General features: G+C 45.4%; 19 protein-coding genes. 14 read left to right on the top strand and 5 right to left on the bottom strand.

Annotation, left to right across the window (positions count from 1 at the left end; all coding sequences use genetic code 11):
* Positions 1–168: 168 nt before the first annotated feature.
* Both G5B06_RS12625 and G5B06_RS12630 read right to left on the bottom strand, forming a co-directional pair.
* Complete coding sequence (locus G5B06_RS12625; protein ID WP_148448156.1) at positions 169–384, bottom strand: DUF378 domain-containing protein; 216 nt, start codon at positions 382–384, stop codon at positions 169–171.
* Positions 385–531: 147 nt separating this feature from the next.
* Positions 532–1,686: a DUF5067 domain-containing protein gene (locus tag G5B06_RS12630; protein WP_244094567.1), complete on the bottom strand. Its 1,155-nt coding sequence runs from the start codon at positions 1,684–1,686 to the stop codon at positions 532–534.
* A gap of 193 nt (positions 1,687–1,879) precedes the next feature.
* Between G5B06_RS12630 and G5B06_RS12635 the strand changes: the two genes are divergently transcribed.
* From G5B06_RS12635 to G5B06_RS12645, 3 genes are all read left to right on the top strand, one after another.
* Entirely contained in the window at positions 1,880–2,818 is a 939-nt protein-coding gene (locus tag G5B06_RS12635; protein ID WP_148448158.1) for an alpha/beta fold hydrolase, read from the top strand.
* A 97-nt stretch (positions 2,819–2,915) separates the two neighbouring features.
* Entirely contained in the window at positions 2,916–4,451 is a 1,536-nt protein-coding gene (malQ, locus tag G5B06_RS12640) for a 4-alpha-glucanotransferase (RefSeq protein WP_148448240.1), read from the top strand.
* 38 nt (positions 4,452–4,489) lie between these two features.
* On the top strand, positions 4,490–4,921 hold the full coding sequence (locus tag G5B06_RS12645; protein WP_173772214.1) for a hypothetical protein: 432 nt from the start codon (positions 4,490–4,492) through the stop codon (positions 4,919–4,921).
* 178 nt (positions 4,922–5,099) lie between these two features.
* Here G5B06_RS12645 and G5B06_RS12650 read toward each other — a convergent pair whose 3' ends face one another.
* Positions 5,100–5,630, bottom strand: a complete 531-nt coding sequence (locus G5B06_RS12650) for a VanZ family protein (protein ID WP_148448162.1) — start codon at positions 5,628–5,630, stop codon at positions 5,100–5,102.
* A 211-nt stretch (positions 5,631–5,841) separates the two neighbouring features.
* Between G5B06_RS12650 and thyA the strand changes: the two genes are divergently transcribed.
* Positions 5,842–6,690 (top strand): thymidylate synthase, encoded by an 849-nt coding sequence (gene thyA / locus G5B06_RS12655; RefSeq protein WP_021975885.1) that lies wholly within the window; start codon positions 5,842–5,844, stop codon positions 6,688–6,690.
* Positions 6,691–6,715: 25 nt separating this feature from the next.
* Positions 6,716–7,210 carry a dihydrofolate reductase gene (locus tag G5B06_RS12660; RefSeq protein ID WP_148448164.1) on the top strand — a complete coding sequence of 165 codons (495 nt, stop codon included), beginning with the start codon at positions 6,716–6,718 and terminating at the stop codon, positions 7,208–7,210.
* Between the two features lie 113 nt (positions 7,211–7,323).
* Here G5B06_RS12660 and G5B06_RS12665 read toward each other — a convergent pair whose 3' ends face one another.
* Entirely contained in the window at positions 7,324–8,349 is a 1,026-nt protein-coding gene (locus G5B06_RS12665; RefSeq protein ID WP_148448166.1) for a branched-chain amino acid aminotransferase, read from the bottom strand.
* A 150-nt stretch (positions 8,350–8,499) separates the two neighbouring features.
* On the opposite strand from G5B06_RS12665, the gene G5B06_RS12670 reads away from it, so the two are divergent.
* The 6 genes from G5B06_RS12670 (at position 8,500) to G5B06_RS12695 (ending at position 19,514) form a co-directional block, all read left to right on the top strand.
* Entirely contained in the window at positions 8,500–9,735 is a 1,236-nt protein-coding gene (locus G5B06_RS12670) for a 5-bromo-4-chloroindolyl phosphate hydrolysis family protein (protein WP_173772215.1), read from the top strand.
* A 13-nt stretch (positions 9,736–9,748) separates the two neighbouring features.
* Entirely contained in the window at positions 9,749–10,954 is a 1,206-nt protein-coding gene (locus tag G5B06_RS12675) for a toxic anion resistance protein (RefSeq protein ID WP_330606725.1), read from the top strand.
* A gap of 84 nt (positions 10,955–11,038) precedes the next feature.
* Positions 11,039–12,103: a flavodoxin-dependent (E)-4-hydroxy-3-methylbut-2-enyl-diphosphate synthase gene (gene ispG, locus G5B06_RS12680; RefSeq protein WP_021975890.1), complete on the top strand. Its 1,065-nt coding sequence runs from the start codon at positions 11,039–11,041 to the stop codon at positions 12,101–12,103.
* Complete coding sequence (locus tag G5B06_RS12685; protein WP_173772216.1) at positions 12,103–16,596, top strand: PolC-type DNA polymerase III; 4,494 nt, start codon at positions 12,103–12,105, stop codon at positions 16,594–16,596. The genes ispG and G5B06_RS12685 overlap by 1 nt, the downstream gene beginning before the upstream one ends.
* A 98-nt stretch (positions 16,597–16,694) precedes the next feature.
* Positions 16,695–18,653 carry a fructose-1,6-bisphosphatase gene (locus G5B06_RS12690; protein ID WP_148448175.1) on the top strand — a complete coding sequence of 653 codons (1,959 nt, stop codon included), beginning with the start codon at positions 16,695–16,697 and terminating at the stop codon, positions 18,651–18,653.
* Between the two features lie 60 nt (positions 18,654–18,713).
* The gene (locus G5B06_RS12695; protein WP_173761892.1) at positions 18,714–19,514 is read left to right on the top strand and encodes a hypothetical protein; all 801 of its coding nucleotides are present in this window, start codon (positions 18,714–18,716) and stop codon (positions 19,512–19,514) included.
* Positions 19,515–19,632: 118 nt separating this feature from the next.
* On the opposite strand, the gene G5B06_RS12700 is transcribed toward G5B06_RS12695, so the two are convergent.
* Entirely contained in the window at positions 19,633–19,848 is a 216-nt protein-coding gene (locus G5B06_RS12700; RefSeq protein WP_148448181.1) for a helix-turn-helix domain-containing protein, read from the bottom strand.
* 196 nt (positions 19,849–20,044) lie between these two features.
* On the opposite strand from G5B06_RS12700, the gene G5B06_RS12705 reads away from it, so the two are divergent.
* From G5B06_RS12705 to topA, 3 genes are all read left to right on the top strand, one after another.
* Positions 20,045–21,571 (top strand): YifB family Mg chelatase-like AAA ATPase, encoded by a 1,527-nt coding sequence (locus tag G5B06_RS12705; RefSeq protein WP_173761893.1) that lies wholly within the window; start codon positions 20,045–20,047, stop codon positions 21,569–21,571.
* Between the two features lie 26 nt (positions 21,572–21,597).
* Positions 21,598–22,482 carry a DNA-processing protein DprA gene (gene dprA, locus G5B06_RS12710; RefSeq protein ID WP_173761894.1) on the top strand — a complete coding sequence of 295 codons (885 nt, stop codon included), beginning with the start codon at positions 21,598–21,600 and terminating at the stop codon, positions 22,480–22,482.
* A gap of 71 nt (positions 22,483–22,553) precedes the next feature.
* On the top strand, positions 22,554–24,626 hold the full coding sequence (gene topA / locus G5B06_RS12715) for a type I DNA topoisomerase (protein ID WP_118071680.1): 2,073 nt from the start codon (positions 22,554–22,556) through the stop codon (positions 24,624–24,626).
* Positions 24,627–24,756: the final 130 nt, after the last annotated feature.

A 24,756-nucleotide genomic window follows, 5' to 3' on the forward strand; every position in this document is an offset into this window, starting at 1 on the left:
AACGCGCGACCTTGCCAAGGTCGAGACCGCGGGTTCGAGCCCCGTCTATCGCTCTTCGGAACTCTGAGAATGATCAGAGTTCTTTTTTTTATTATTTATAATAAAAAAATCCTCTGCTGTATTTTCAATGTGGCAGAGGATTTTTTGCGTTATGTGTAGCGGCTTACCTTATTCAGTTGCTTCCCCCTGATCGATCAGAGTATAGAAAGTCAGAAGATAAAGCCCACATAAACCTACAAGCCCGTAGACGATTCGGGAGAGCCAGCTCATGCTTCCGAACAGGAACGCTATCAGATTGAAATTAAAGAAGCCGATCAGACCCCAGTTTATGGCGCCGACCACAGCAATGGTCAGAGCAAAATACTGCAGACATTTATTTGCCATAAGTCACCATCCTTTCGTTATACAGGAGATAGTTTTTCACGGAAACAGGGAAAATATACGTATGTGAAAAAAGAAAAAAACGGAAATTTCTTCCAGTCATGAAAAGATCATGAAGGAGAAATTTCCGTTTTTATTTTGGCAGGTATCTTACTGCAGTTTCAGAACCTGGGAAGTCGTCTGTCCGCCGCTTAAATTCAGAGTTTCTTTTCCCTGAAGGGTTACATCACTGGTGGTATCTTTCAGAAGAAATACCTGGCATACTGTGACGGTCTTTCCGGGATCGATGGTGTTCATATAATTGTCTACAGCATCATCGTTGGCTTCCGGATAAGTTCCTTCCAGGGATTCTCCGTTCTGGGAAGCCTGGAGAGTGAAGTCCACAAATGCGCTGGACTGGGAATCACCGGAGTTTGTGTAATCGTAGTAGATCATCAGACATGGATTTCCGCCGTAATCGTTGGAGATTGCGAACTGTTTGAAACGGACAGAGAATTTGTCTGTTGTGATATCAATGGATGCACCTGTAGCCTGTGTAGAATCAGAACCTGTGGATTCGGCATCTGTGCTGGAACTGTCTGTGGTGGTATCGTCTGTAAGCTGAGATGAGATCTCATCTTTTACACTCTTGAAGTTCGCACACATAACTTTGACAGTAGTATCATCCAGAGAAACAATCTTCCAATCATTTCCGATTTTGATCAGCGGATAGGTGATATCGATTTCGCTGTATTTCTCATCCGCTGTGGAGGCGTTTTCCGCAAGAAGGGTAGCAAGCATCTCCTGAATATCATCCTGGGTCATTTCTTTTCCGGCATAGGCGGCAACCGCAACTTTACGGGTATATTCCTGAATGGTAGCTGCATAGATGTTGGTTCCGTCGATGTATTTCATGTGGACAGTTACTTTTGCGGTGCCATTCTGAATGTCGAATTTGTTTTTGGTGATCTTGTAAGTCATTTTTTTGTTGACAGTAGTGAAGAAATCTGTGTAGGCGGAATCACGGATATCCGCATCATCCAGAGCACTGAGATCATGACTCTGGAGAAGGTTCTCCATGGTGGTAAAATCCATGTTCTGCATGCCTGTGAGAAATTCTTCTGTGGCTTCTACCGGTTTATGGCGCTGAACCATATACCAGGCAATTCCGCCGGCCACCGCAGCGATCAGAAGAATGATCAGACAGATCACAAGTGGTTTTTTGCTTTTTTTCTTTTTGCGAGGAGTATCCTCTTCGAAATCATTGGAGATCAATGACCTGGAGAGCTCGTCGTCGTAAAAATCGTTATTGTCTTCTGTATTCATTATTCCTCCTTACAATAAGTCATCTAGGTTTTCGGGTAAGATAAACCAGATACAGAGTTACCGGATATGGAGTGAATCGTAACACATCTGGTTTACCGTAACGATTATAACATAGGTTTACTGTTTGAGAAACCCCCTGTGTTATGATATACTGTGAGAAACAAAAAAGCAGCAGAAAAGACGAGGTGAAAATATGATACGAACAATTCAGTACTCATTCCCTTCAAAAGCAGACGGACTGGAAATTTCCTGTCTGGCAGTGGTGCCGGAACTGGGACGTGACGAGAAGTACCGTGGGATCATCCAGATTGTTCACGGAATGAGTGAATATAAGGAACGTTATCTTCCTTTTATGGAATATATGGCAGAACGGAAATATGTAAGTGTGATCCATGATCACCGTGGCCACGGAAAGAGTGTGAGGAGCAAAGAAGACCTGGGATATATGTACGGCGGTGGAGCAGATGCCATGCTGCAGGATATCCATACAGTCAACTGCCTGATCAAGGATCATTTTCCGGAACTTCCGCTGATTCTTTTTGGACACAGTATGGGATCCCTGGCTGTTCGTGCTTATGCAGCCCATCATGATGACTGTATGGATATGCTGATCGTCTGCGGATCACCTAGTTACAATGCGCTTCGTCCGGTTGGAGTAGCCCTGGCAAAGGCGGAAAAAGCTGTTTTCGGGCCAAGACACAGCGCAGGTCTGATCGAGATGATGTCTTTTGGAAGTTACGCCATGCGGTTTAAAAAAGAGAAAAACCGTTTTTCCTGGATCTGTTCCGACCCGCAGGTTGTTAAAGATTATTCCGATTCCGAGTATTGCGGATTTACCTTTACGGATGATGCGTATCTGGCACTTTTTGACCTGATGAAAAGAGCGTACGATGTGAAACACTGGAAGTGTACGAAACCGGAGATGCCGGTGCTGTTTATCAGTGGGGCGGAAGACCCCTGTATGGGAAATGTCCGCCAGTTTGCCAAGGCTGTCCGTGCCATGCGTCAGGCAGGATACCGGGATGTCCGGGGAAAATTATATCCGGGAATGCGCCATGAGATCCTCAATGAGAAAGACAGGGAGAAGGTTTATCATGATATATTGATATATATCCACAAAAAATGCCTTTGAACGCTCTGGGATGGGGTGATATAATAAAAACCAGAGTGCTCCTACAGACATCTGTGAGCGAGCGCAACTACTGAGAAAACAGGGGGATTCATAAATGATGAGAGCAAGTGGAATTTTGCTTCCGGTATCCAGCCTTCCATCGAAATATGGAATAGGATGTTTTTCCGCAGAGGCGTATGAGTTTGTAGACCAGCTGGTAAGGGCTGGGCAGAAATATTGGCAGATCCTTCCTCTTGGACCTACCGGATATGGAGATTCACCGTATCAGTCTTTTTCCACTTTTGCGGGAAATCCGTATTTTATTGATCTGGAAGCCTTTGTAAAAGCTGGTTATCTGGAAGAAAGTGACTGTGAGAACTGCGACTGGGGTGGAAGTGAGAGTTACGTGGATTATGAGAAGATTTATAATTCCAGATTCCGTCTCTTAAGAAAAGCCTTTGAAAATTATGACTGTGAGGGAGATCCAGAGTATCAGAAGTTTGTAGAAGAAAATGCCGCCTGGCTGGAAGATTACAGCCTGTATATGGCCATTAAGGACAGTCTGAACGGGATCAGCTGGATCGAATGGCCAAAAGAGCTTAAAAACAGAGAAAAAGACGCACTGGCTGAGGCAGGAGAAAAACTTGCGAAAGAAGTGGGATTTTACTGTTTCCAGCAGTACTGTTTTTTCAAACAGTGGACAGAGCTGAAAACTTATGCAAATGAGAAAGGCGTGGAGATCATCGGAGATGTACCGATCTACGTTGCGTTTGACAGTGCGGACGCATGGGCACAGCCGGAACTGTTCCAGTTTGATGAGAATAATCTTCCGGTTGGTGTTGCCGGATGCCCGCCAGATGCCTTTTCCGCTACCGGGCAGCTCTGGGGAAATCCTCTTTATGACTGGGAATATCATAAAAAGACAGGCTATGCATGGTGGACACGCCGGATGGCCAACTGTATGAAACTTTATGATGTGGTAAGAATTGATCATTTCAGAGGGTTTGACGAGTATTATTCCATTCCATACGGAGATAAGACTGCGGAATTCGGCCACTGGGAAAAGGGACCGGGAATGGATCTGTTCCGTACTCTCGAAAAAAATCTTGGAAAACTGGATGTGATCGCGGAGGACCTTGGTCTTCTTACAGACAGTGTTATTGAGATGGTGGAAGAATCCGGATTTCCGGGAATGAAGGTTCTTCAGTTTGCGTTTGATGAGAATGAAGACAGTCCGTATCTGACACACAGATATGAAAGAAACTGTATCGTGTATACAGGCACTCATGATAATGAAACCACAAGAGGCTGGTTCCGCAATTTAAGCCAGCATGACCGGAATTTTGCAAAGGCTTATATCGGCTGTGAGGGCAAGCATGAGACTGCAGCCGTATGGAGTCTGATCCGCGCAGCCATGTCCAGTGTGGCGGATCGCTGTGTGATCCCGGTACAGGATTATCTTTGCCTTGGAAATGAGGCAAGGATTAATGAACCGTCAACCCTTGGTGATAACTGGAAGTGGCGTATGAAAAAAGGTCAGCTCAATGAAAAAATCATTGAGAAGATTTATAAAATGACAAAACTTTATGGAAGACTTGTAAAAGAAGAGCAAGAAAAAACAGAGGCTGACGTGGAAATGATATCTGACAAATAAAAAAATGTCAGGATATCAGAAAGGATAAAAGATACATCATGGAAGAACAGAAAACAGAAAATAAGGAAGAGCTGCAGCAGGAGACCACGGAAGAAAAGAATTCCAGCCAGGGAAATTCTTCCACAAGAAGCAGTCTTCTGTGGATTTTTGCAGGTGGTTATCTTGTGTATACAGGATATCGTCTCTGTGCCAATGTGATAAGCGGGGCAGAAGATTCCAGTGCAGGATTTCTGGTAGCGGGAGGTGTTTTTGTTGTGATCGGAGCGGTGCTTCTGATCATGGCAGTCCGTAACCTTGCAAAAGCAGGCGCACAGAAACACGAGATGGAAGAAGCAGCAGCGAAAAAAGCGGCAGAGGAAGCTGCCGGCCCCCCGGAGGATGTGAAAGCTGGAAAGAAACGCATGTCTATTGCGGAGCGGGCACATCTGGCAGAGAATCTGGATGATGCACCGGAGGAAGAAGCAAAATAAAATATCAGATGCAGGATAACGCCTGCCAGAATATGATACATATAAACATAAAAAACGGAACATCAGGAGGAAAAAAAATATTTCTTCCGGGGATGTTCCGTTTTTGATTGAGTAAGTTGTGTGGCATATATCGGGTGCAGGACTGCCAAAGGAAAGTAGATATTTTGCCTCACTTGACTTATCTGTGTCTTTGATTTTTTCGACGTTTTTTTCGTGATTTTTTCCTGCCTGGGGTATGTAAGGTAGACCAGCAGAATGCCTGTACCAGTAAAATTCCGATCAGCGCTCCACAGCTGTCAATTCCCACATCCCTTACAGAAGGCCCGCGGGCGTCCACAAAAGACTGATGATATTCGTCCAGGCCGGCAAAACCCACACATACAAATCCTGCAAGAAGCATCAGCCAGATTCCCCGGACTCCGTAAACATAAAGCGGGAAGGAAATGGAGATGGACAACAGACAGTATTCGGTCATATGGGCAGCCTTCCGTACATAAAACTCGATATGGGATGCCTCCTGGGAAAGCTGATCCGGGCTTTTTCCTGTGGCAAGTATTTCATTTTTTGTTTCTACGATCTGATAGCTGACTTTATAACTCAGGGCACCGGAAACTTCTCCGGTCTGTGCGGAAAAAGAGTAGATCACGCACATCATCAGGATCGCAGGTGCAAAAGAAAATGGTTTTAATAATGTAATCAGTATTTTCATGGCTTCAATATAGCACTGTTGTCTGGAAAAGTCCAGAAAAATATAGAAAAAGAACAGAGGGAGAAGAAAAAGGGACGGAGGAGATGAAAGGGGGAAGTGGACAGTAAAGACTAAAATGTGTTAGAATATAAAATAAATTTCAGGGGTATTTTTAAGAAAAAAGAATATTTCCGGGAGCGAACAGAAGAAAATCACAGGGAGGAATCAGATAATGAGTCTTGCAGACAATATATTCATTGACATGTGCAAAGATGTCATAGAAAACGGAACCAGCACAGAGGGAGAGAAGGTACGTCCGGTGTGGGAGGATGGAACTCCGGCTTATACCATCAAGAGATTTGGTGTTGTGAACCGTTATGATCTCCGCAGGGAATTTCCGGCGCTGACTTTGAGAAGAACTGCATTAAAGAGTGCCATGGATGAGATTTTGTGGATCTGGCAGCAGAAATCCAACAATATCCATGATCTTCACAGCCATATCTGGGACAGCTGGGCAGATGAGAACGGCTCCATCGGAAAAGCCTACGGCTATCAGTTGGGTGTGAAACATCAGTATAAAGAGGGAATGATGGATCAGGTGGACAGGGTTCTTTTTGATCTTAAGAACAATCCTTACAGCAGAAGGATCATGACCAATATTTATGTACATCAGGATCTTCATGAGATGAATCTTTACCCATGTGCCTATTCTATGACATTTAATGTGACCAAAGAGCCGGGAAAAGATAAACTGGTCCTCAATGCTGTTCTGAATCAGAGATCTCAGGATATCCTGGCAGCAAATAACTGGAATGTGTGTCAGTATTCCCTTCTTCTGATGATGATCGCACAGGCCTGCGATATGGAAGCAGGAGAGCTGGTTCATGTAATTGCGGACTGTCATATTTATGACCGCCATATTCCGGTGATCAAAGAGCTGATCTCCAGAAAACCGTATCCTGCACCAACGGTAAAACTGAATCCGGAGATCAAAGATTTTTATAAATTTACAACCGATGATCTGATCGTGGAGAATTATGAGACATGGCCGCAGATCAAAAATATCCCGATTGCGGTATAATTGCATATAAAGAAAGGAAATCAGGATGAATATTATTGTTGCAGCAGATAAAAACTGGGGAATTGGAAGAAACAATGAACTTTTGGTAAGCATTCCGGCAGATATGAAGATGTTCCGTCAGGAAACTACAGGAAAAGTGGTTGTTATGGGAAGAAAAACGCTGGAGTCTTTTCCAAACGGACTTCCTCTTAAGAACAGAACCAACATTGTGATCACCGGAAATAAGGATTATCAGGTAAAAGGTGCGGTGGTCGTTCACAGCATCGAAGAGGCGTTAAAAGAAGTGGAAAAATATCCGGCACAGGATGTGTACTGCATCGGCGGAGACAGTATTTACAGACAGATGCTTCCTTACTGCGATGTGGCCCATGTGACCAAGATCGATTTTGCATATGAAGCAGATGCACATTTCCCGAACCTGGATGAGGATTCGGACTGGGAAGTTACAGCGGAGAGTGAAGAGCAGACGTATTTTGATCTGGAGTATACGTTTATGAAATATGAGAGAAAAAATAAATAATGCTTGCTTTGTAATTACACAGAAAAACAATATAAAACAGGCCACCGGTAAAAATCCGGCGGCCTGTTTTTGGCTCTTAATATTATGTATAAATCCCAAAATCCGGTAATTGATTACTCGATTACATGGATCCATCCTTCCGGAGCTTCGATGCGTCCCATCTGGATACCTGTCAGTGTGTCGTACAGTTTCTGGATAACCGGGCCCATCTTCTCCATTCCGCTTGGGAAGCAGATTTCTTTGCCATGGTCGTTGATCTTTCCAACTGGAGAGATAACAGCAGCAGTACCGCAAAGACCACACTCTGCGAAATCTTTCACTTCGTCGAAGTAGATCTCACGCTCCTCAGCTTCCAGTCCCAGGTACTCTTTTGCAACGTAGATCAGGGAACGACGTGTGATGGATGGAAGGATACTGTCAGACTTCGGTGTTACAACCTTGCCGTCTTTTGTAACGAAGATGAAGTTAGCTCCGCCTGTCTCCTCAACTTTTGTACGAGTCTTAGGATCAAGGTACATGTTCTCATCAAATCCCTGTTTGTGAGCATCTACGATAGCGTGAAGGCTCATTGCGTAGTTCAGGCCGGCTTTGATGTTACCTGTTCCACAAGGTGCGGCACGGTCGAAGTCACTGACACGGATTGTGATCGGTTTAGCGCCGCCTTTGAAGTACGGTCCAACCGGTGTTGTAAGGATACGGAACTGATACTCGTCAGCTGGTTTAACACCGATTACGGCATTGGAACCGAACATGTACGGACGAAGGTAAAGGGTTGCGCCTGAGCCGTATGGTGGAACCCATGCGGCATTTGCCTTAACAACCTGATTGACAGCGTCGATAAATCTCTCTTTCGGGAATACCGGCATTTCAAGTCTTGCAGCAGAAGCAGCGATACGCTCTGCGTTCAGGTCAGGACGGAAAGTAACGATATGTCCGTCTTCTGTTGTGTAAGCTTTCAGGCCTTCAAATACACTCTGAGAATACTGAAGTACACCGGCGCACTCATTAAGTACGATATTCGGGTCTGTGCTTAAAGTACCCTCATCCCATTTTCCATCTTTAAAATTAGACACGTATCTGTAGTCGGTTGGCATGTAGCCAAATCCGATGCTGGACCAGTCAATGTTCTTTTTTTCCATAACGATTCCTCCGTTTACGAATTTTTACTTTTTACCATTGTAAAACTTTTACGTGCTGACTTCAATAGTTTTTTGCGCCTTTTTTGTATTTGCTTGTAATTTTAACGGGATTTCGCTATAATAAAAGTTATCTATGGACTGGAGGAAAAAATGGACAATCACGAATTTGAAGACCTTGGAAAAAAGATTCAGGATATTGTAGATAATGCCGTGAATTCAAACAGCTACCATGAGCTGAGCCATACTATCAACCAGACGGTAAATAAGGCAATTGATTCCGGAAGTGAGGCTCTGAAAAATGCCATGAATTCCGTATTTGAACCGGGAAATGATTCCCAGTTTCGAAAGAGAAGCTATACCTATCAGAGCCCCTATTATGGAAAAAGTAAAAAAGCGAAAGAGCAGGCCGCGAAGAAACAGACGGAGCTTCTTTATGGAAAAACAACCGGCGAAAATCTGAAAGGCATGATGATGGCAGTTTCCGGCGGAATCCTTTTAAGCGGTATGGGCCTTGGAGCCATGGTGCTTCTGATCTGGATGGGCCTTGGTCATAGTGGTGCACTTGCGGCAGGGGTTCTTGGTGTGATGTGTGCAGGCGCGGCAGGTGGCGGTGCTCTTCTGGGGGCAGGAACCAGCCGTCTTGGTAGACTGGGGCGTTTTCAGAAATATATCCGTGCACTGGGAGACCATACTTACTGTAATTTCCAGAAACTTGCCCAGGCAGCAGGAAAGACAGAGAAATTTGTAAAAAAAGATATCAGCAGGATGATCGAGAAAGGCTGGTTCCTGGAAGGCCATGTAGATGCTGAAGGCACCTGTCTGATCACCAGCAATGAGACGTATCAGCAGTATCTGGAAACGCAGAAACAGCTGGAACTCCGCAAACAGGAGGCAGATCCGAAAGTTCAGCTTGAAGAGAATATGAGCCCGGAGGCCCAGGAAGTTCTGAGAAAAGGAAATGAATTTCTGGTAAAGATTCGAAAGAGCAATGATGCCATTCCCGGAGAGGAGATTTCCGCGAAGATTTCCAGAATGGAACTGATCGTTCAGAAGATTTTTGAGCGTGCCGGAGAACATCCGGAGGTAATCCCGGATCTTAAGAAGCTGATGGATTATTATCTTCCTATGACGGTGAAACTTCTGGATGCCTACGAAGATATGGACGGACAGCCTGTACAGGGCGAGAATATCACAGCTTCCAAGAAAGAGATTGAGGAAACCATTGATACACTGAATGTTGCTTTTGAAAAACTTCTGGATTCCATATTCCGGGATACCGCCTGGGATGTATCTACGGATATTTCTGTGTTACATACGGTTCTGGCACAGGAAGGTCTGACAGAAGATGATTTCGAAAAAATGAAACAGAATGCGGAAATGAAATAAGTACAACGAGCAGATGAGAAAACAAATCGCAGATGACTGCCGGAAGGTACAGCTGATTAAGGAGAAGATTATGGGAGAAGAATTTAAGGACTTTGAGGTGGAAGCCCCGGTGCTGACTCTGGAACCGGATCTTACAGAAGAAAAAGAAGAAATTGCGGCAAAAGAACCGGAGAAACCGCAGGAACCTGCAGTGGAGGAACCGGTGTTATCTCCTCAGGAACAGAAAATCGTAGAAGATTTTGCGGCAAAGATCGATATTGAAAATACGAACCAGATCCTCCAGTATGGAGCTGGTACGCAGAAAAAAATGGCAGATTTTTCTGATGCGGCACTGGTAAATGTGAAGACCCAGGATCTTGGAGAGGTGGGAGAGCTGCTTGCAAATGTGGTAGGAGAACTGAAAGATTTTGATGCCACAGAAGAAAAGGGACTCTTCGGTTTCTTCAAAAAACAGACAGCGAAGGTGGAAACCCTGAAAAACCGTTACACAAAAGCCGAGGGAAATGTGGCGAAGATCACAGAAGCTCTGGAGCAGCACCAGATGCGTCTGATGAAGGATTCTGCAGTACTGGATAAGATGTATGAGCAGAACCTGGCATATTTTAAAGAACTTTCCATGTATATCCTTGCGGGCAAAAAGAAACTTAAGGAACTCCGGGAAGGAAAGCTTATGGAGCTTCATCAGAAGGCAGCGGCAAGCGGACTTCCAGAAGACGCCCAGGCAGCCAATGATCTGGAAAACAAGTGTGATCGTTTTGAGAAGAAGCTTCATGATCTGGAGCTGACAAGAACCATTTCCATGCAGACAGCACCACAGATCCGTATGATCCAGAACAATGACACCACCATGATCGAGAAGATCCAGACCACCATTGTAAATACCATTCCCCTCTGGAAAAGCCAGATGGTGCTGGCTCTCGGAATCGCACATTCCACGGAAGCCGCACAGGCACAGCGACAGGTTACAGATCTTACCAATGAGCTTTTGAAGAAAAACGCGGAAACTCTCCACCTGGCATCTGTGGAAACAGCAAAGGAGTCCGAGCGTGGCATCGTAGATATTGAAACTCTGAAAAAGACCAATCAGGAGCTGATCCAGACACTGGATGATGTGATGAAGATCCAGCAGGAGGGCCGTGAGAAACGTCAGGCAGCAGAAGCAGATATGAGACGTATGGAAAATGAGCTGAAAACAAAACTGCTGGAGATCCGGCGTTAAGCGTAAGAGCGAAAAGATAGTTCAGAGAGGAAAGGCAGGGCGTTTGAAGACACCTGCCTTTCAGGATTCATAAAGGAGATTTTTATGTACAGAGATCATACAAAAGTAATAAAAATTGGAAACCGTGTTATCGGAGGAGGAAATCCGATCCTTATCCAGTCCATGACCAATACAAAAACTGAAGATGTGGAAGCAACCGTTGCGCAGATCCTTTCCCTGGAAAAAGCAGGCTGTGATATTATCCGCTGTGCAGTTCCGACCATGGAAGCTGCGAAAGCTTTGTCCCGGATCAAAAAACAGATCCATATTCCGCTGGTTGCGGACATTCATTTTGATTACCGTCTTGCCATTGCAGCTATGGAAAACGGTGCAGACAAGATCCGTATCAACCCGGGAAATATCGGTTCAAAAGAGAGGATCCAGGCAGTTGTAGATACTGCAAAGGAACGGAATATCCCTATCCGCGTAGGCGTGAACAGTGGTTCTCTCGAAAAAGAACTGGTGGAAAAATATCACGGTGTCACAGCAGAGGGCCTTGTGGAGAGCGCCCTTGATAAAGTACGCATCATTGAAGAGATGGGTTACGATAATCTGGTGATCAGTATCAAATCTTCCGATGTCCTTATGTGTGCAAAAGCCCATGAGCTGATCGCAAAACAGACACAGTATCCGCTTCACGTGGGAATTACAGAAGCAGGAACCCTGTACTCCGGAAATATCAAATCAGCCATTGGCCTTGGAATCATTCTGTATCAGGGAATCGGTGATACCATCCGTGTTTCCCTGACCGGTGCGCCGCTGGAGGAAGTGAAATCAGCCAAAAGGATCCTGAAAACACTGGGACTCCGTAAAGGCGGGGTGGAAGTTGTTTCCTGTCCGACCTGCGGAAGAACCAAGATCGATCTGATCGGCCTTGCAAATCAGGTAGAAACCATGGTTCAGGATATTCCTCTTGATATCAAGGTTGCGGTTATGGGATGTGTAGTAAACGGTCCTGGAGAGGCAAAAGAGGCAGATCTCGGAATTGCGGGAGGCGATGGTGTCGGCCTTCTGATCAAACATGGAGAGGTTGTAAAGAAAGTACCGGAGACGGAACTTCTGGATACACTTCGCCAGGAACTTCTTACCTGGAATGAACAGGAGTCATAATGGAGAAAGATTTTTTTGACGTATTTCCTCATCTGAAAGTAAAAAAAGAGCTGGAAGAACTTCTGGACATGGTATTTGTGACAAAAGTTTCCATGAATCCGGGAAGAACGCATCTGAGGGTATATATCGAAAGCAGCCGCTGGATCCACAAGAAAAATATCTTTGCCCTGGAAGATGAGATTGAACGGCAGTGTTTTCCGGGAATTCCCATGACTGTTACCGTTGTGGAAAAATTTCATCTTTCCGAGCAGTACACACCGGAGAATTTCCTGGAAAGCTACCGTTCCAGTATGGAGTTGGAGCTGCGCAGCTACAATATGCTGGAGTACAATCTGTTCCGCAGAGCAAAGCTTACGTTTACCGGAAAGGATGCCATGCGTATGGAACTTCCGGATACGGTGATCTCCAGGCAGAAGAGCGAAATCCTCATCGAATACTTTCATAAAGTTTTCTGTGAACGATGTGGGATGGATCTGAAAGTAGACCTGGATTTTGTGGAGGCGAAAGAGAGTAAATACCGGAAAAATGCCGCACTTCAGATCAAACAGGAAGTGGAGAATGTTCTGAAACATGCCAAACTCGGCGGAGATCAGGAGAGTGAACCGAAGCAGGAGGAAGCAGCCAAAGAAGAGACGAAGAAAGCTTCCGGAGAGAAAAAGGGAGAAAAAGCATCGGAGAAGAAATCCTTTGACCGGAAACAGCAGAAAGGCCAGAAGGGTGATTTCCGCAGCGGGTTCGGATTCCGTAGAGACAGCAATCCAGATGTGGTTTACGGCAGGGATTTTGACGGAGAGCCGATTCCACTGGAGGGTATCACCGGAGAGATGGGAGAAGTTATCATCCGCTGCCAGGTTATGGATGTGGAAGCCCGTGAGATCCGAAATGAAAAAACGATCCTGATCTTTCCGGTGACCGATTTTACGGACAGTATTGTTGTGAAGATGTTCCTGCGTAACGAGCAGGTTCCGGAAGTGACGGAAAGTGTAAAAAAAGGTGCGTTCCTGAAACTGAAAGGTGTTACCACCATTGACCGTTTTGACAGCGAGCTGACCATCGGAAATATTACAGGTATCAAGAAAATTGCCAATTTTACCAGTTCGAGAATGGATACCAGTCCTCAGAAACGTGTGGAACTTCACTGCCATACCAAGATGAGCGACATGGATGGTGTCACCGATGCCAAGGCGCTGGTAAAACGTGCCTATGAGTGGGGCCATAAGGCTATCGCTATCACCGATCATGGTGTGGTGCAGTCTTTCCCTGAGGCAAACCATTGCTTTGATGCCTGGGGAGGCTGTGTTCCCAAAGAGTCTGATTTCAAGGTGCTCTATGGCATGGAGGCTTATCTTGTGGATGACCTGAAAGGTATGGTCACCAATTCCAAAGGACAGCGGCTGGACAGTGATTTTGTTGTTTTTGATATTGAGACAACGGGATTCTCGGCACTGACCTGCAAGATTATTGAGATCGGTGCGGTAAAAGTGGAGAAGGGACAGATCACGGACCGTTTTTCCACCTTTGTAAATCCGGAAGTGCCCATTCCGTTCCGTATTGAACAGCTGACAAGCATCAATGATTCCATGGTTCTGGATGCGCCTACCATAGAGGAAGTGCTGCCGAAATTCCTGGAATTCTGTGAGGGCTGCGTGATGGTGGCCCATAATGCGGACTTTGATATGAGCTTTATCATTGAAAACTGCAAACGACAGGGAATCCCGGATGATTTTACCTATGTGGATACAGTAGGTATGGCCAGATTCCTTCTTCCTGCCCTGAACCGTTTTAAGCTGGATACCGTAGCCAAGGCAGTAGGTGTTTCCCTGGATCATCACCACAGAGCGGTGGATGATGCGGCATGTACCGCGGAGATTTTTGTGCGGTTTGTAAAGATGCTGGAAGAAAGAGATATTTTTGACGTGGATGAGATGAACAGCCAGGGTGCGGTTTCACCGGATACCATCCGGAAACTGCCTACCTATCATGCCATTGTTTTTGCAAGGAACGAAACAGGAAGGATCAATTTGTACAAACTGGTAAGCCAGTCCCATTTAAAGTACTATCACAGACGACCCAGAGTCCCAAAAAGCGTACTGAAAAAATACAGAGATGGCCTTCTGGTGGGAAGTGCCTGCGAGGCAGGAGAACTTTATCAGGCACTTCTTCGCAATGTACCGGATCAGGAGATCGCCAGACTGGTGAACTTCTATGATTATCTGGAGATCCAGCCACTGGGAAACAATGCGTTCATGCTTGCAGATGAGAAGCACGATATGATCAATTCCGAGGAAGATTTAAAAGAGATAAACCGGAAGATCGTAAAACTTGGCGAACAGTTCAAAAAGCCGGTAGTTGCCACCTGCGATGTGCATTTCATGGATCCTCAGGATGAGGTTTACCGCCGGATTATCATGGCAGGAAACGGATTTTCCGATGCAGATAACCAGGCACCGCTTTACCTTCGTACAACGGAGGAAATGCTGGAGGAATTTTCCTATCTGGGAAGTGAAAAAGCAGAAGAAGTGGTCATTACCAATACCAACAAGATCGCGGATATGATCGAGAAGATCTCGCCGATCCATCCGGATAAATTTCCGCCGGTCATTGAAAACTCCGAGCAGGATCTTAAGAATATCTGTTTCACAAAAGCCCACGAAATGTACGGAGATCCGCTTCCGAAGATCGTGGAGGACCGTCTGGACCGGGAGCTGAACTCCATTATCTCCAATGGTTATGCGGTGATGTATATCATTGCACAGAAACTGGTATGGAAATCCAATGAGGATGGTTATCTGGTAGGTTCCCGAGGTTCGGTAGGTTCTTCCCTGGCAGCGACTATGTCCGGTATCACGGAGGTAAATCCTCTGCCGCCGCATTATCTCTGTCCGAATCCGGACTGTAAATACAGCGATTTTGATTCTCCGGAGGTAAAAAAATACGCAGGTATGGCAGGGTGTGACATGCCGGATAAGATCTGCCCGAAATGTGGCACCAAGATGAACAAAGAAGGATTTGATATCCCGTTTGAGACATTCCTTGGTTTCAAAGGAGATAAGGAGCCGGATATCGACCTGAACTTTTCCGGAGAATACCAGGCCAATGCTCACCGGTATACGGAGGTTATCTTCGGAAAAGGCCAGACATTCAAGGCAGGAACCATTGGTACCCTTGCGGAAAAGACCGCATTTGGTTATGTGAAGAATTATTATGAAGAGCGGGGACAGCACAAGCGTTACTGTGAGATCAACCGTATTGTGCAGGGTTGCACCGGCGTCCGTCGTACTACGGGCCAGCATCCGGGAGGAATCATCGTACTGCCCATGGGTGAGGAGATCGAGAAATTTACGCCTGTGCAGCATCCGGCCAATGATGTAAACAGCGATATCATTACCACACATTTTGATTACCATTCTATTGACGGAAACCTTCTGAAGCTTGATATACTGGGACACGATGATCCGACCATGATTCGTATGCTGGAGGATCTTACTGGCATCAGTGCGAGAACGGTTCCACTGGATCAGAGAGATGTCATGTCCCTGTTTGCAGGAACTCAGGCCCTGGGGATCAGCCCGGAAGATATTGGCGGCTGTAAGCTTGGATGCCTGGGGATCCCGGAGTTTGGTACGGATTTTGCCATGCAGATGTTAATTGATACCAAGCCGAAATATTTTTCCGACCTGGTACGTATTGCGGGACTTTCTCATGGTACGGACGTATGGCTTGGAAATGCCCAGGTACTGATTCAGAACGGAACGGCGACCATTTCCACCGCGATCTGTACGCGAGATGATATTATGATCTACCTTATTGGAAAAGGGGTGGAAAGCGGTCTGGCATTTACCATCATGGAGAGTGTCCGTAAAGGAAAAGGTCTCCGTGACGAATGGATCCAGACTATGAAAGATCATGATGTTCCGGACTGGTATATCTGGTCCTGCAAGCTGATCAAGTATATGTTCCCGAAGGCCCATGCGGCGGCCTACGTTATGATGGCCTACCGTATCGCCTGGTATAAAGTGTTTCATCCGCTGGCATATTATGCGGCATTTTTCAGTATCCGTGCCACATCTTTTTCCTATGAACTGATGTGTATGGGAAAAGAACGCCTGGAATATTATATGGCAGAGATCCGCAAAAAAGGCGATGAGGCATCCAAGAAGGAGCAGGATACACTGAAGGATATGAGAATCGTACAGGAGATGTACGCCAGAGGTTTTGATTTTGTGCCCATTGACCTTTATAAAGCAAAGGCCCACCGGTTCCAGATCATTGGAAATAAACTGATGCCTGCGCTGGATACCATAGAGGGTCTTGGAGATAAGGCGGCAGAGGCTGTGGTAGATGCAGCCGCGAAGGGAAAATTTCTTTCCAAGGATGATTTCCGCGACCGCACCAAAGTCAGCAAGACCGTTATCGATCTGATGGATGATCTGGATCTGTTCGGAGACATTCCACAGTCCAATCAGATGTCACTGTTTGATTTTACGGGTTGATATATGACACCGGAAGGGCTTACAATAAATAAAAATGTTGCCATTTCTCTTAACGGGAGATATGGCAGCGAGAACTCCCAGGAGGATATCAAAATAATATGAAAAAAGAAGAATTAAGATACCTGCAGCGACTTGCGGAGCTGTATCCTACCATAGCAAAAGCTTCAACAGAGATCATCAATCTGCAGTCTATATTAAACCTCCCGAAAGGTACCGAACATTTCATGTCGGACATCCACGGAGAGTATGATGCATTTTCCCATGTTCTTCGAAATGGTTCCGGCGCTGTGCGTAAAAAGATTGATGATGTGTTTGGACATACCTTAAGTAACAGCGACAAACGTTCTCTTGCCACACTGATCTATTATCCCAAGGAAAAGATGGAAGTTGTGAAAAAGCATGAAGAAGATATGGAGAACTGGTACAAGATCACCCTTTATCGTCTGATCGAAGTGTGCAAGACAACGGCATCCAAATATACCCGATCCAAGGTGCGTAAAGCACTCCCGGCGGATTATGCCTATGTGATCGAGGAGCTGATCACAGAAAAAGCGGAAGTCCTGGACAAAGAGGCATATTACGATGCTATCGTCAACACCATCATTGAGATCGGCAGGGCAGAGAATTTTATCATTGCCCTGGCAGAACTGATCCAGCGTCTGGTTGTGGATCATCTTCATGTTTTGGGAGATATTTATGATCGAGGTCCGGGCCCGCATTTTATCATGGACCGTCTGATGAAATACCACTCTCTGGATATCCAGTGGGGAAATCACGATGTAGTCTGGATGGGTGCTGCCACAGGCCAGAAAGCCTGCATTGCAACCGTGATCCGAAACAGTATCCGCTACCGGAACATGGATATCTTGGAGGACGGATATGGAATCAATCTCATGCCGCTGGCAACCTTTGCAATGGAAGCTTATAAAGATGATCCCTGCACTGTTTTTGAGATGAAGGGAGATGCCAATAATTACAGCATTCTGGAAGAAGAGCTTGGTAGGAAGATGCACAAAGCTATCGCTATTATCCAGTTTAAACTGGAAGGCCAGCTGATCCGCCGGCACAAAGAGTTCCATATGGAAAACCGGTGCCTGCTTCAGAGGATCGATCCGAAAAAGGGAACGATCACACTTCCGGACGGAAAAGAATATCCGTTGACCGATACATATTTTCCTACGATCGACTGGAAAAAGCCATATGAACTTACCCCAGAGGAAAAAGATGTGATGGAACGCCTGGATTCCGCGTTCCGTAACTGCGAGAAACTGCAGAACCATGTGCGTCTTCTTCTGGATAAGGGAGGCCTTTACAAGACTTACAACGGAAATCTTCTGTTTCACGGAAGCATTCCTCTCAATGAAGACGGAAGCCTGAAGGAAGTCCAGATCTATGGAAAAACCTACAAGGGAAAAGAGCTCTACGATGTGCTGGAGACCTATGTGCGCCGGGCATTTTTCTCTGTCAATGAAGACGAAAAGCGTAAAGGCAGGGATATCATGTGGTATATCTGGGCCGCCCCAAATTCTCCTTTATTTGGGAAAGACAAGATGACCACTTTTGAGCGTTATTTTATTAAAGATAAGGAAACGCATAAAGAAACAAAAAATGCTTACTATCATCTTCTGGAAAACGAGGAAGTTGTAGACAATCTGCTCCGTGAATTCGGACTGGATCCGGAAAAAGGCCATATCATCAACGGCCATGTGCCGGTTCACCAGAGCGAAGGAGAGAGCCCTGTAAAATGCAATGGAAAAGTTCTTGTCATTGACGGCGGTTTTTCCAGACCATATCAGAAAGTTACGGGAATTGCCGGTTATACACTGGTCTATAACTCCTATGGACTGATCCTGTCTGCTCATGAGCCTTTTACTTCCGCAGAAGAGGCAGTAGCCAAGGAACAGGATATTGTTTCCAACCGGGTGGCAGTTCATTACAATAACAAACGTACACTGGTAGGAGATACGGATACAGGAGCTGCTCTGAAGGAGAGGATCGGGGAGTTGATCCAGCTTTTGGAAGCTTACAGAAAAGGTATCATCAAAGAGAAAAAATAAGTGAAAATGCGAAGTACACAGACAGTTTATCCTATGCTATAGTAAACAGAGGTGATGCAGATGAGAAGAAACAAAAGAAGAAAACAGCGGCTGAAGTCAGCGCTAGTCCTGCTGATCGTTCTGTTTATCCTGGCGGGACTTGGTGGTATGCTGTTTATCTCACACAAGAATAAAGTAGAAAAACAACAGAGGAAAGAGGCGGCACTGGCAGCTCTGGAGAGTATTCCGGAAGTGACAGCCACCCCTGTAGCGACGGCGACACCGGTTCCAACAGCGACACCGACACCATCAGTAACTCCGATTCCTACCATACTGCCGGCTTTTGAACCGGAAAATTATCAGGGAATCTGGTACAGCGAAGATGGACTGACAACGATTAATATTTACGATATCAGTCTGAAGTCCGTTTCGTTTACCTATAAGCGTATAAATGGAAGAAATCATTCCCTGAGTGCGGAGGCAGATGTAACTGCGGAAGTGGCAGGAAATGCCACACAGTTTCGGTTTAAGGATTCGGAAGGGAACAAGGCAAAAGGAGAGTTTGTTTTTGATAAAAGCGGAGAGCTTTATGTAAAAGTCAAAACTTATAAAAGGGCAGACGGATCAAAGACCTATCCAAAAACAGAATCTATTATGAGAAGAGAAGCTCCGGTAGAGGAGGACTCATCACAGGAACAGACGGCTGATAATAATGCAGCAGAAGGATCTTCGGAAACATCGGAGGAAGGAACAGTGTCCTATGATGAAAATACTTACAGTGAAGATACCTATTATAATGGAAGTAATGATACGTCATCTCAGGAAGATGCCGATATTTATCAGATTCCATATGGTGAGGAAGAAACTTATTACACGGAGTAGGAAGCGGGATAGCACAGCTGCCGGTCTGACATAAAAAATAAAGAATCCCCGGATTTGTGGCATTTGGAAATTTTCTGTACAGAAAGTTTCCTAGCTGCTTCAAATTCCGGGGATTTCTTTATTTGATCATTTTTTTTCGGTCTGTACGGCCGACGAGATAGTCAATGCTGGTGTCGTAATAATTTGCCAGCCGGATAAGCATTTCGATAGGAATATTACGGGATCCCGTCTCATAATGGGAATAAGAACGCTGACTGATATGAAGAATCTCACTTAATTCTTTCTGGGACAGATCTGCGTCTGTACGTAAATCCTGAATACGCTGAAATTTCATTGTGCTCACCTCTTCTTTCTATAGGAAGTATAAAACAGAACGAATTGCACTCTTGCAAAAGAGAGCAAAATGGACTATACTAAATTCATTATCTTCTTTTATTCAGAAAATGTCTATCTGAAATTTCCCATTTATAAATGAAAAAGACGAAAAAACTGAAGATCGGGTTCGGATTTTATCGCAGAAAGGAAAAGATTTGTTTGCAAGTGTTTTATCGGCGGCGATTTTTGGCATGGAAGTGCGGGAAATCCAGGTTGAAGCAGATGTCAGTGACGGACTTCCTTCTTTTACTATGGTTGGTTTTCCATCTGCACAGGTGAGAGAAGCACAGGAGCGAGTGCGGACAGCATTCAAAAATAACCGGCTCAGTCTGCCACCCAAAAGAGTGACCGTGAATTTTGCGCCGGCAGATATGAAGAAGGAAGGTGCAGGCTTTGACCTGCCGGTAGCTGCGGCAGTGATGGCAGCAGCCGGAATACTGGAACCGGAGCTTCTAAAAGAGGTTCTGGTTGTAGGCGAAATCAGTCTGAATGGAGAAATTCATGGAGTTTCCGGGGTTCTGCCGCGGGTGATCCGGGCAAGAGAACTTGGACTTCGATTTTGTATTATTCCTCAGGAAAACCTGAGAGAGGGAAGGCTGGTACGGGATATGCAGGTGGTTGGTGTGAAGACACTGACAGATATGATTTGCTGCCTGAAGGAACCACAGATGTATACATATCCGGAACCGGAAGTAGAAAAAAGAGAAAGCCAGGAAGAAAAAGGTGTCGATTTTGCGGATATCTGTGGTCAGGAAGCGGCAAGACGAGCAGCGGAAATCGCAGTCAGCGGGTTTCACAATATCCTTTTTATTGGCCCACCGGGTTCCGGGAAAACCATGCTTGCAAGGCGTCTGCCGACAGTTATGCCGAAACTTACTTTTGAGGAGAGTCTGGAGATAACAAAAGTATACAGTGTGGCAGGACTTCTCACAGAAAAAGATCCACTGATCAGGGAAAGGCCATTTCGCAGTCCCCATCATACCAGTTCTCCACAGGCATTGGCAGGAGGAGGCAGGATTCCAGGCCCGGGGGAAATTACTCTGGCACACAGGGGCGTACTTTTTCTGGATGAAATGCCGGAATTTTCCAGGAAAAGTCTGGAGATTCTTCGACAGCCTCTGGAAGATAAAGAAATTCATCTGTCCAGGGCAGCAGGAACTTATACATTTCCTGCGAGTTTTATGCTGGCAGCGGCGATGAACCCCTGCCCGTGTGGATTTTATCCGGATATGAACCGCTGTCGTTGCACACCTGGAGAAATTACACATTATCTGGGCAAAATCAGCCAGCCTCTTCTGGAGCGGATTGATATCTGCACAGAAGTTCCGGCCGTGAGTTTTTCAAAAATGAAAAAAAGAATACAGGGGGAATCTTCGGCGAAAATCAGAGAAAGAGTAGAGGCGGTACAGGAGATTCAGAGAAAGCGTTATCAGAAAGAAGAAATCTGTTTTAACGGAGAGCTTGACGGAAGAATGCTGGAGAAGTACTGTGTGTTGACGAGGGCAGCAGAAGAAATACTGGAACAGGCATACGGGCAGTTCCAGTTCAGCACCAGGGCATATCACAAGATACTGAAAGTAGCCAGAACCATTGCGGATATGGAAAAATCAGAAAAGATTCAATCGGAACATATCTGTGAGGCACTGACATACCGGGCATATGATAAAAAATATTGGTCATAAAACAGCAGAAAGGAAGGTACTTTATAATGGAAGAAATACAGAAAAAGATTCGCTGTGCGGAAAAAAACAGTCGTATTTATCCGGCAAAACTCCGGGAAATTTCCGGTATGCCGGAGAGACTGTATTATATTGGAAGGTTTCCTGAAAATGACCGTCCTTCCGCTGCGATTGTGGGAGCCAGACTGTGCAGTACCTACGGTCGGATACAGGCTTTTCGTTATGGGAAGTTTTTGAGTGAGCATGGTGTACAGGTGATCAGCGGTATGGCAGCCGGGATTGATGCAGAAAGCCATAAAGGAGCACTGGAAGGAGGAACGCCGACGTTTGCAGTGCTTGGAAACGGCGTCGATATCTGTTATCCGTCATCCAGCAGAAGTATTTACCGGAGGATTCCTCAGGAAAATGGTGGAATTATCAGCGAATATGAACCAGGAACCAGAGGCAGGGCCTATCATTTTCCGGCCAGGAACCGGATCATCAGCGGACTTGCGGATCTGGTACTTGTGGTGGAAGCAAAAGAAAAGAGTGGATCGCTGATTACTGCAGCCTGTGCACTGGAGCAGGGAAAAATGGTATATGCCATTCCAGGAGCGGTAAATGATGCGTTAAGCCGTGGATGCCACAAACTGATTTACGATGGAGCGGGGATTGCCTATTCCCCGGAAATTCTTCTGGATGAGTGGGGTTTGTCTGTGAAAAAAAAGACAAATTTGTCGGGAAAAACCAAGATAGGACTTGCAACGGATTTGGATTTGGTGTATAGTTGTCTCGATTTACGACCAAAAAATCTGGATCAGATTATCAGAAAAACCGGTTTTTCACCGGGAAAAACAGCCGGTATACTGGGACAGCTCATGCTGATGGGACTGGTGAAGGAAACCGGAAGACAGAATTATATCAGACTTGAATAACCGCCTTTTTGCCGGCAGCAGTGAGATTTTTTACACCGGACAGAAGGCAGAATAAGATTAGGAGAGGTAAAATGGCCAAAAATCTGGTGATAGTAGAGTCACCTGCTAAAATGAAAACAGTAAAAAAGTTTCTGGGGGCAAATTATACAGTAGAGGCATCCAATGGCCACGTAAGGGATTTTCCAAAGAGCCAGTTTGGTATTGATGTAGACAATGATTTTGAACCCAAGTATATTACGATAAGAGGAAAGGGAGAGCTTCTTGCAAAACTCCGTAAAGAAGCAAAAAAAGCAGATAAGATCTATCTCGCAACGGACCCTGACCGTGAAGGAGAGGCAATCTCCTGGCATCTGATGCAGGCACTGAAAACAGATACTTCAAAGATGCACAGAATTACATTTAATGAAGTAACAAAAACAGCAGTCAAGGCGTCCATCAAACAGGCCAGAGAGCTGGATATGAATCTTGTGGATGCACAGCAGGCCAGACGTATGCTGGACCGTATGGTAGGTTATACCATCAGCCCACTTCTCTGGGCCAAAGTAAAAAGAGGATTAAGTGCAGGCCGTGTGCAGTCTGTAGCACTGCGTATCATCTGTGACCGAGAAGATGAGATCAACGCATTCATTCCGGAAGAGTACTGGAGCCTGGAAGGTGAATTTCAGGTAAAAGGTGAAAAGAAGCCGTTAACGGCCAAGTTCTATGGAACTGATAAAAAACTTCCGATCAAAAACCGCCAGGAAATGGATGAAATCCTGAAAAATCTGGAAAACTGTAAATATGAGATCACAGAAGTAAAAAAAGGCGAGAGGATCAAAAATGCTCCGCTCCCGTTTACAACCAGTACACTGCAGCAGGAAGCGGCCAAGACTCTGAATTTTTCCACACAGAAAACCATGCGTCTGGCACAGCAGTTATATGAGGGTGTTGATGTCAAGGGAAGCGGCACAGTAGGTCTGATCTCTTATCTGCGTACAGATTCCACCCGAATTTCCGAGGAAGCAGATGCAGCAGCAAGAACCTACATTTCTGAACAGTACGGACAGAATTATGTTTCTCAGACAGAAAAGACAGTCAAAAACGGACAGAAGATCCAGGATGCCCATGAGGCAATCCGCCCTACAGACATTACAAGGACACCGGTTCTTGTGAAAGAATCTCTCACCAGAGATCAGTTTCGTCTGTATCAGCTGATCTGGAGACGCTTTGCGGCCAGCAGAATGGCACCGGCACGTTATGAGACTACATCTGTCAAGATCGGAGCCGGCGAGTATGTATTTACGGTTGCGGCATCCAAGGTTGCGTTTGATGGTTTTATGTCTGTGTATACAGAAGAGGGCGATGACAAAAAAGGCAATATTTTAAGTCAGAGCCTGGAAAAAGGCATGGAGCTGAAACTGAAAGAACTGAAACCGGAACAGCATTTTACACAGCCACCGGCACATTATACAGAGGCATCACTTGTAAAAACCATGGAAGAACTGGGAATTGGACGCCCGAGTACCTATGCGCCGACGATCACAACGATCATCAGCCGACGCTACGTATCAAAGGAACAGAAAAATCTTTACGTTACAGAGCTTGGTGAAGTTGTTAACAATATTATGAAACAGGCATTTCCGAGTATTGTGGATGTAAACTTTACAGCTACCATGGAGGGACTTCTGGACTGCGTGGAGGCAGGCACTGTGCAGTGGAAGACTGTTGTACGTAATTTCTATCCGGATCTGAAACATGATGTGGATGAGGCGGAGAAAGAACTGGAGAAAGTTGATATCCAGGATGAGGTTACAGATGTAGTCTGCGACAACTGTGGCCGTAACATGGTAATTAAGTATGGTCCACACGGAAGATTTCTTGCATGCCCGGGATTCCCGGACTGCCGTAATACGAAACCATATTATGAAAAGATTGGTGTTGCATGTCCGAAATGTGGCGGTGAAATTGTCATGAAAAAAACGAAAAAGGGCAGAAAATATTACGGATGTGAGAATAATCCGGAATGTGATTTTATGTCCTGGCAGAAACCATCCGCAAAGAAATGTCCGAAATGTGGCAATTATATGCTCGAAAAGGGAAATAAGCTGGTTTGCAGCCAGGAAACCTGCGGATATGTGGAACAGAAACCAAAAGATGAAGATTGATGGAATAAATGCTTTTCTACCAATTTTCAGAAAATCCCGTTAAAAATAAAAAAAATATAAAAATGTCTTGTAAATTTCCAGAATAACGTGTAATATTAGACTAGAAAAACGATTTCTTTCAAGGTACGAA

The organism is Blautia luti (assembly GCF_013304735.1).
Classification (GTDB): domain Bacteria; phylum Bacillota; class Clostridia; order Lachnospirales; family Lachnospiraceae; genus Blautia_A.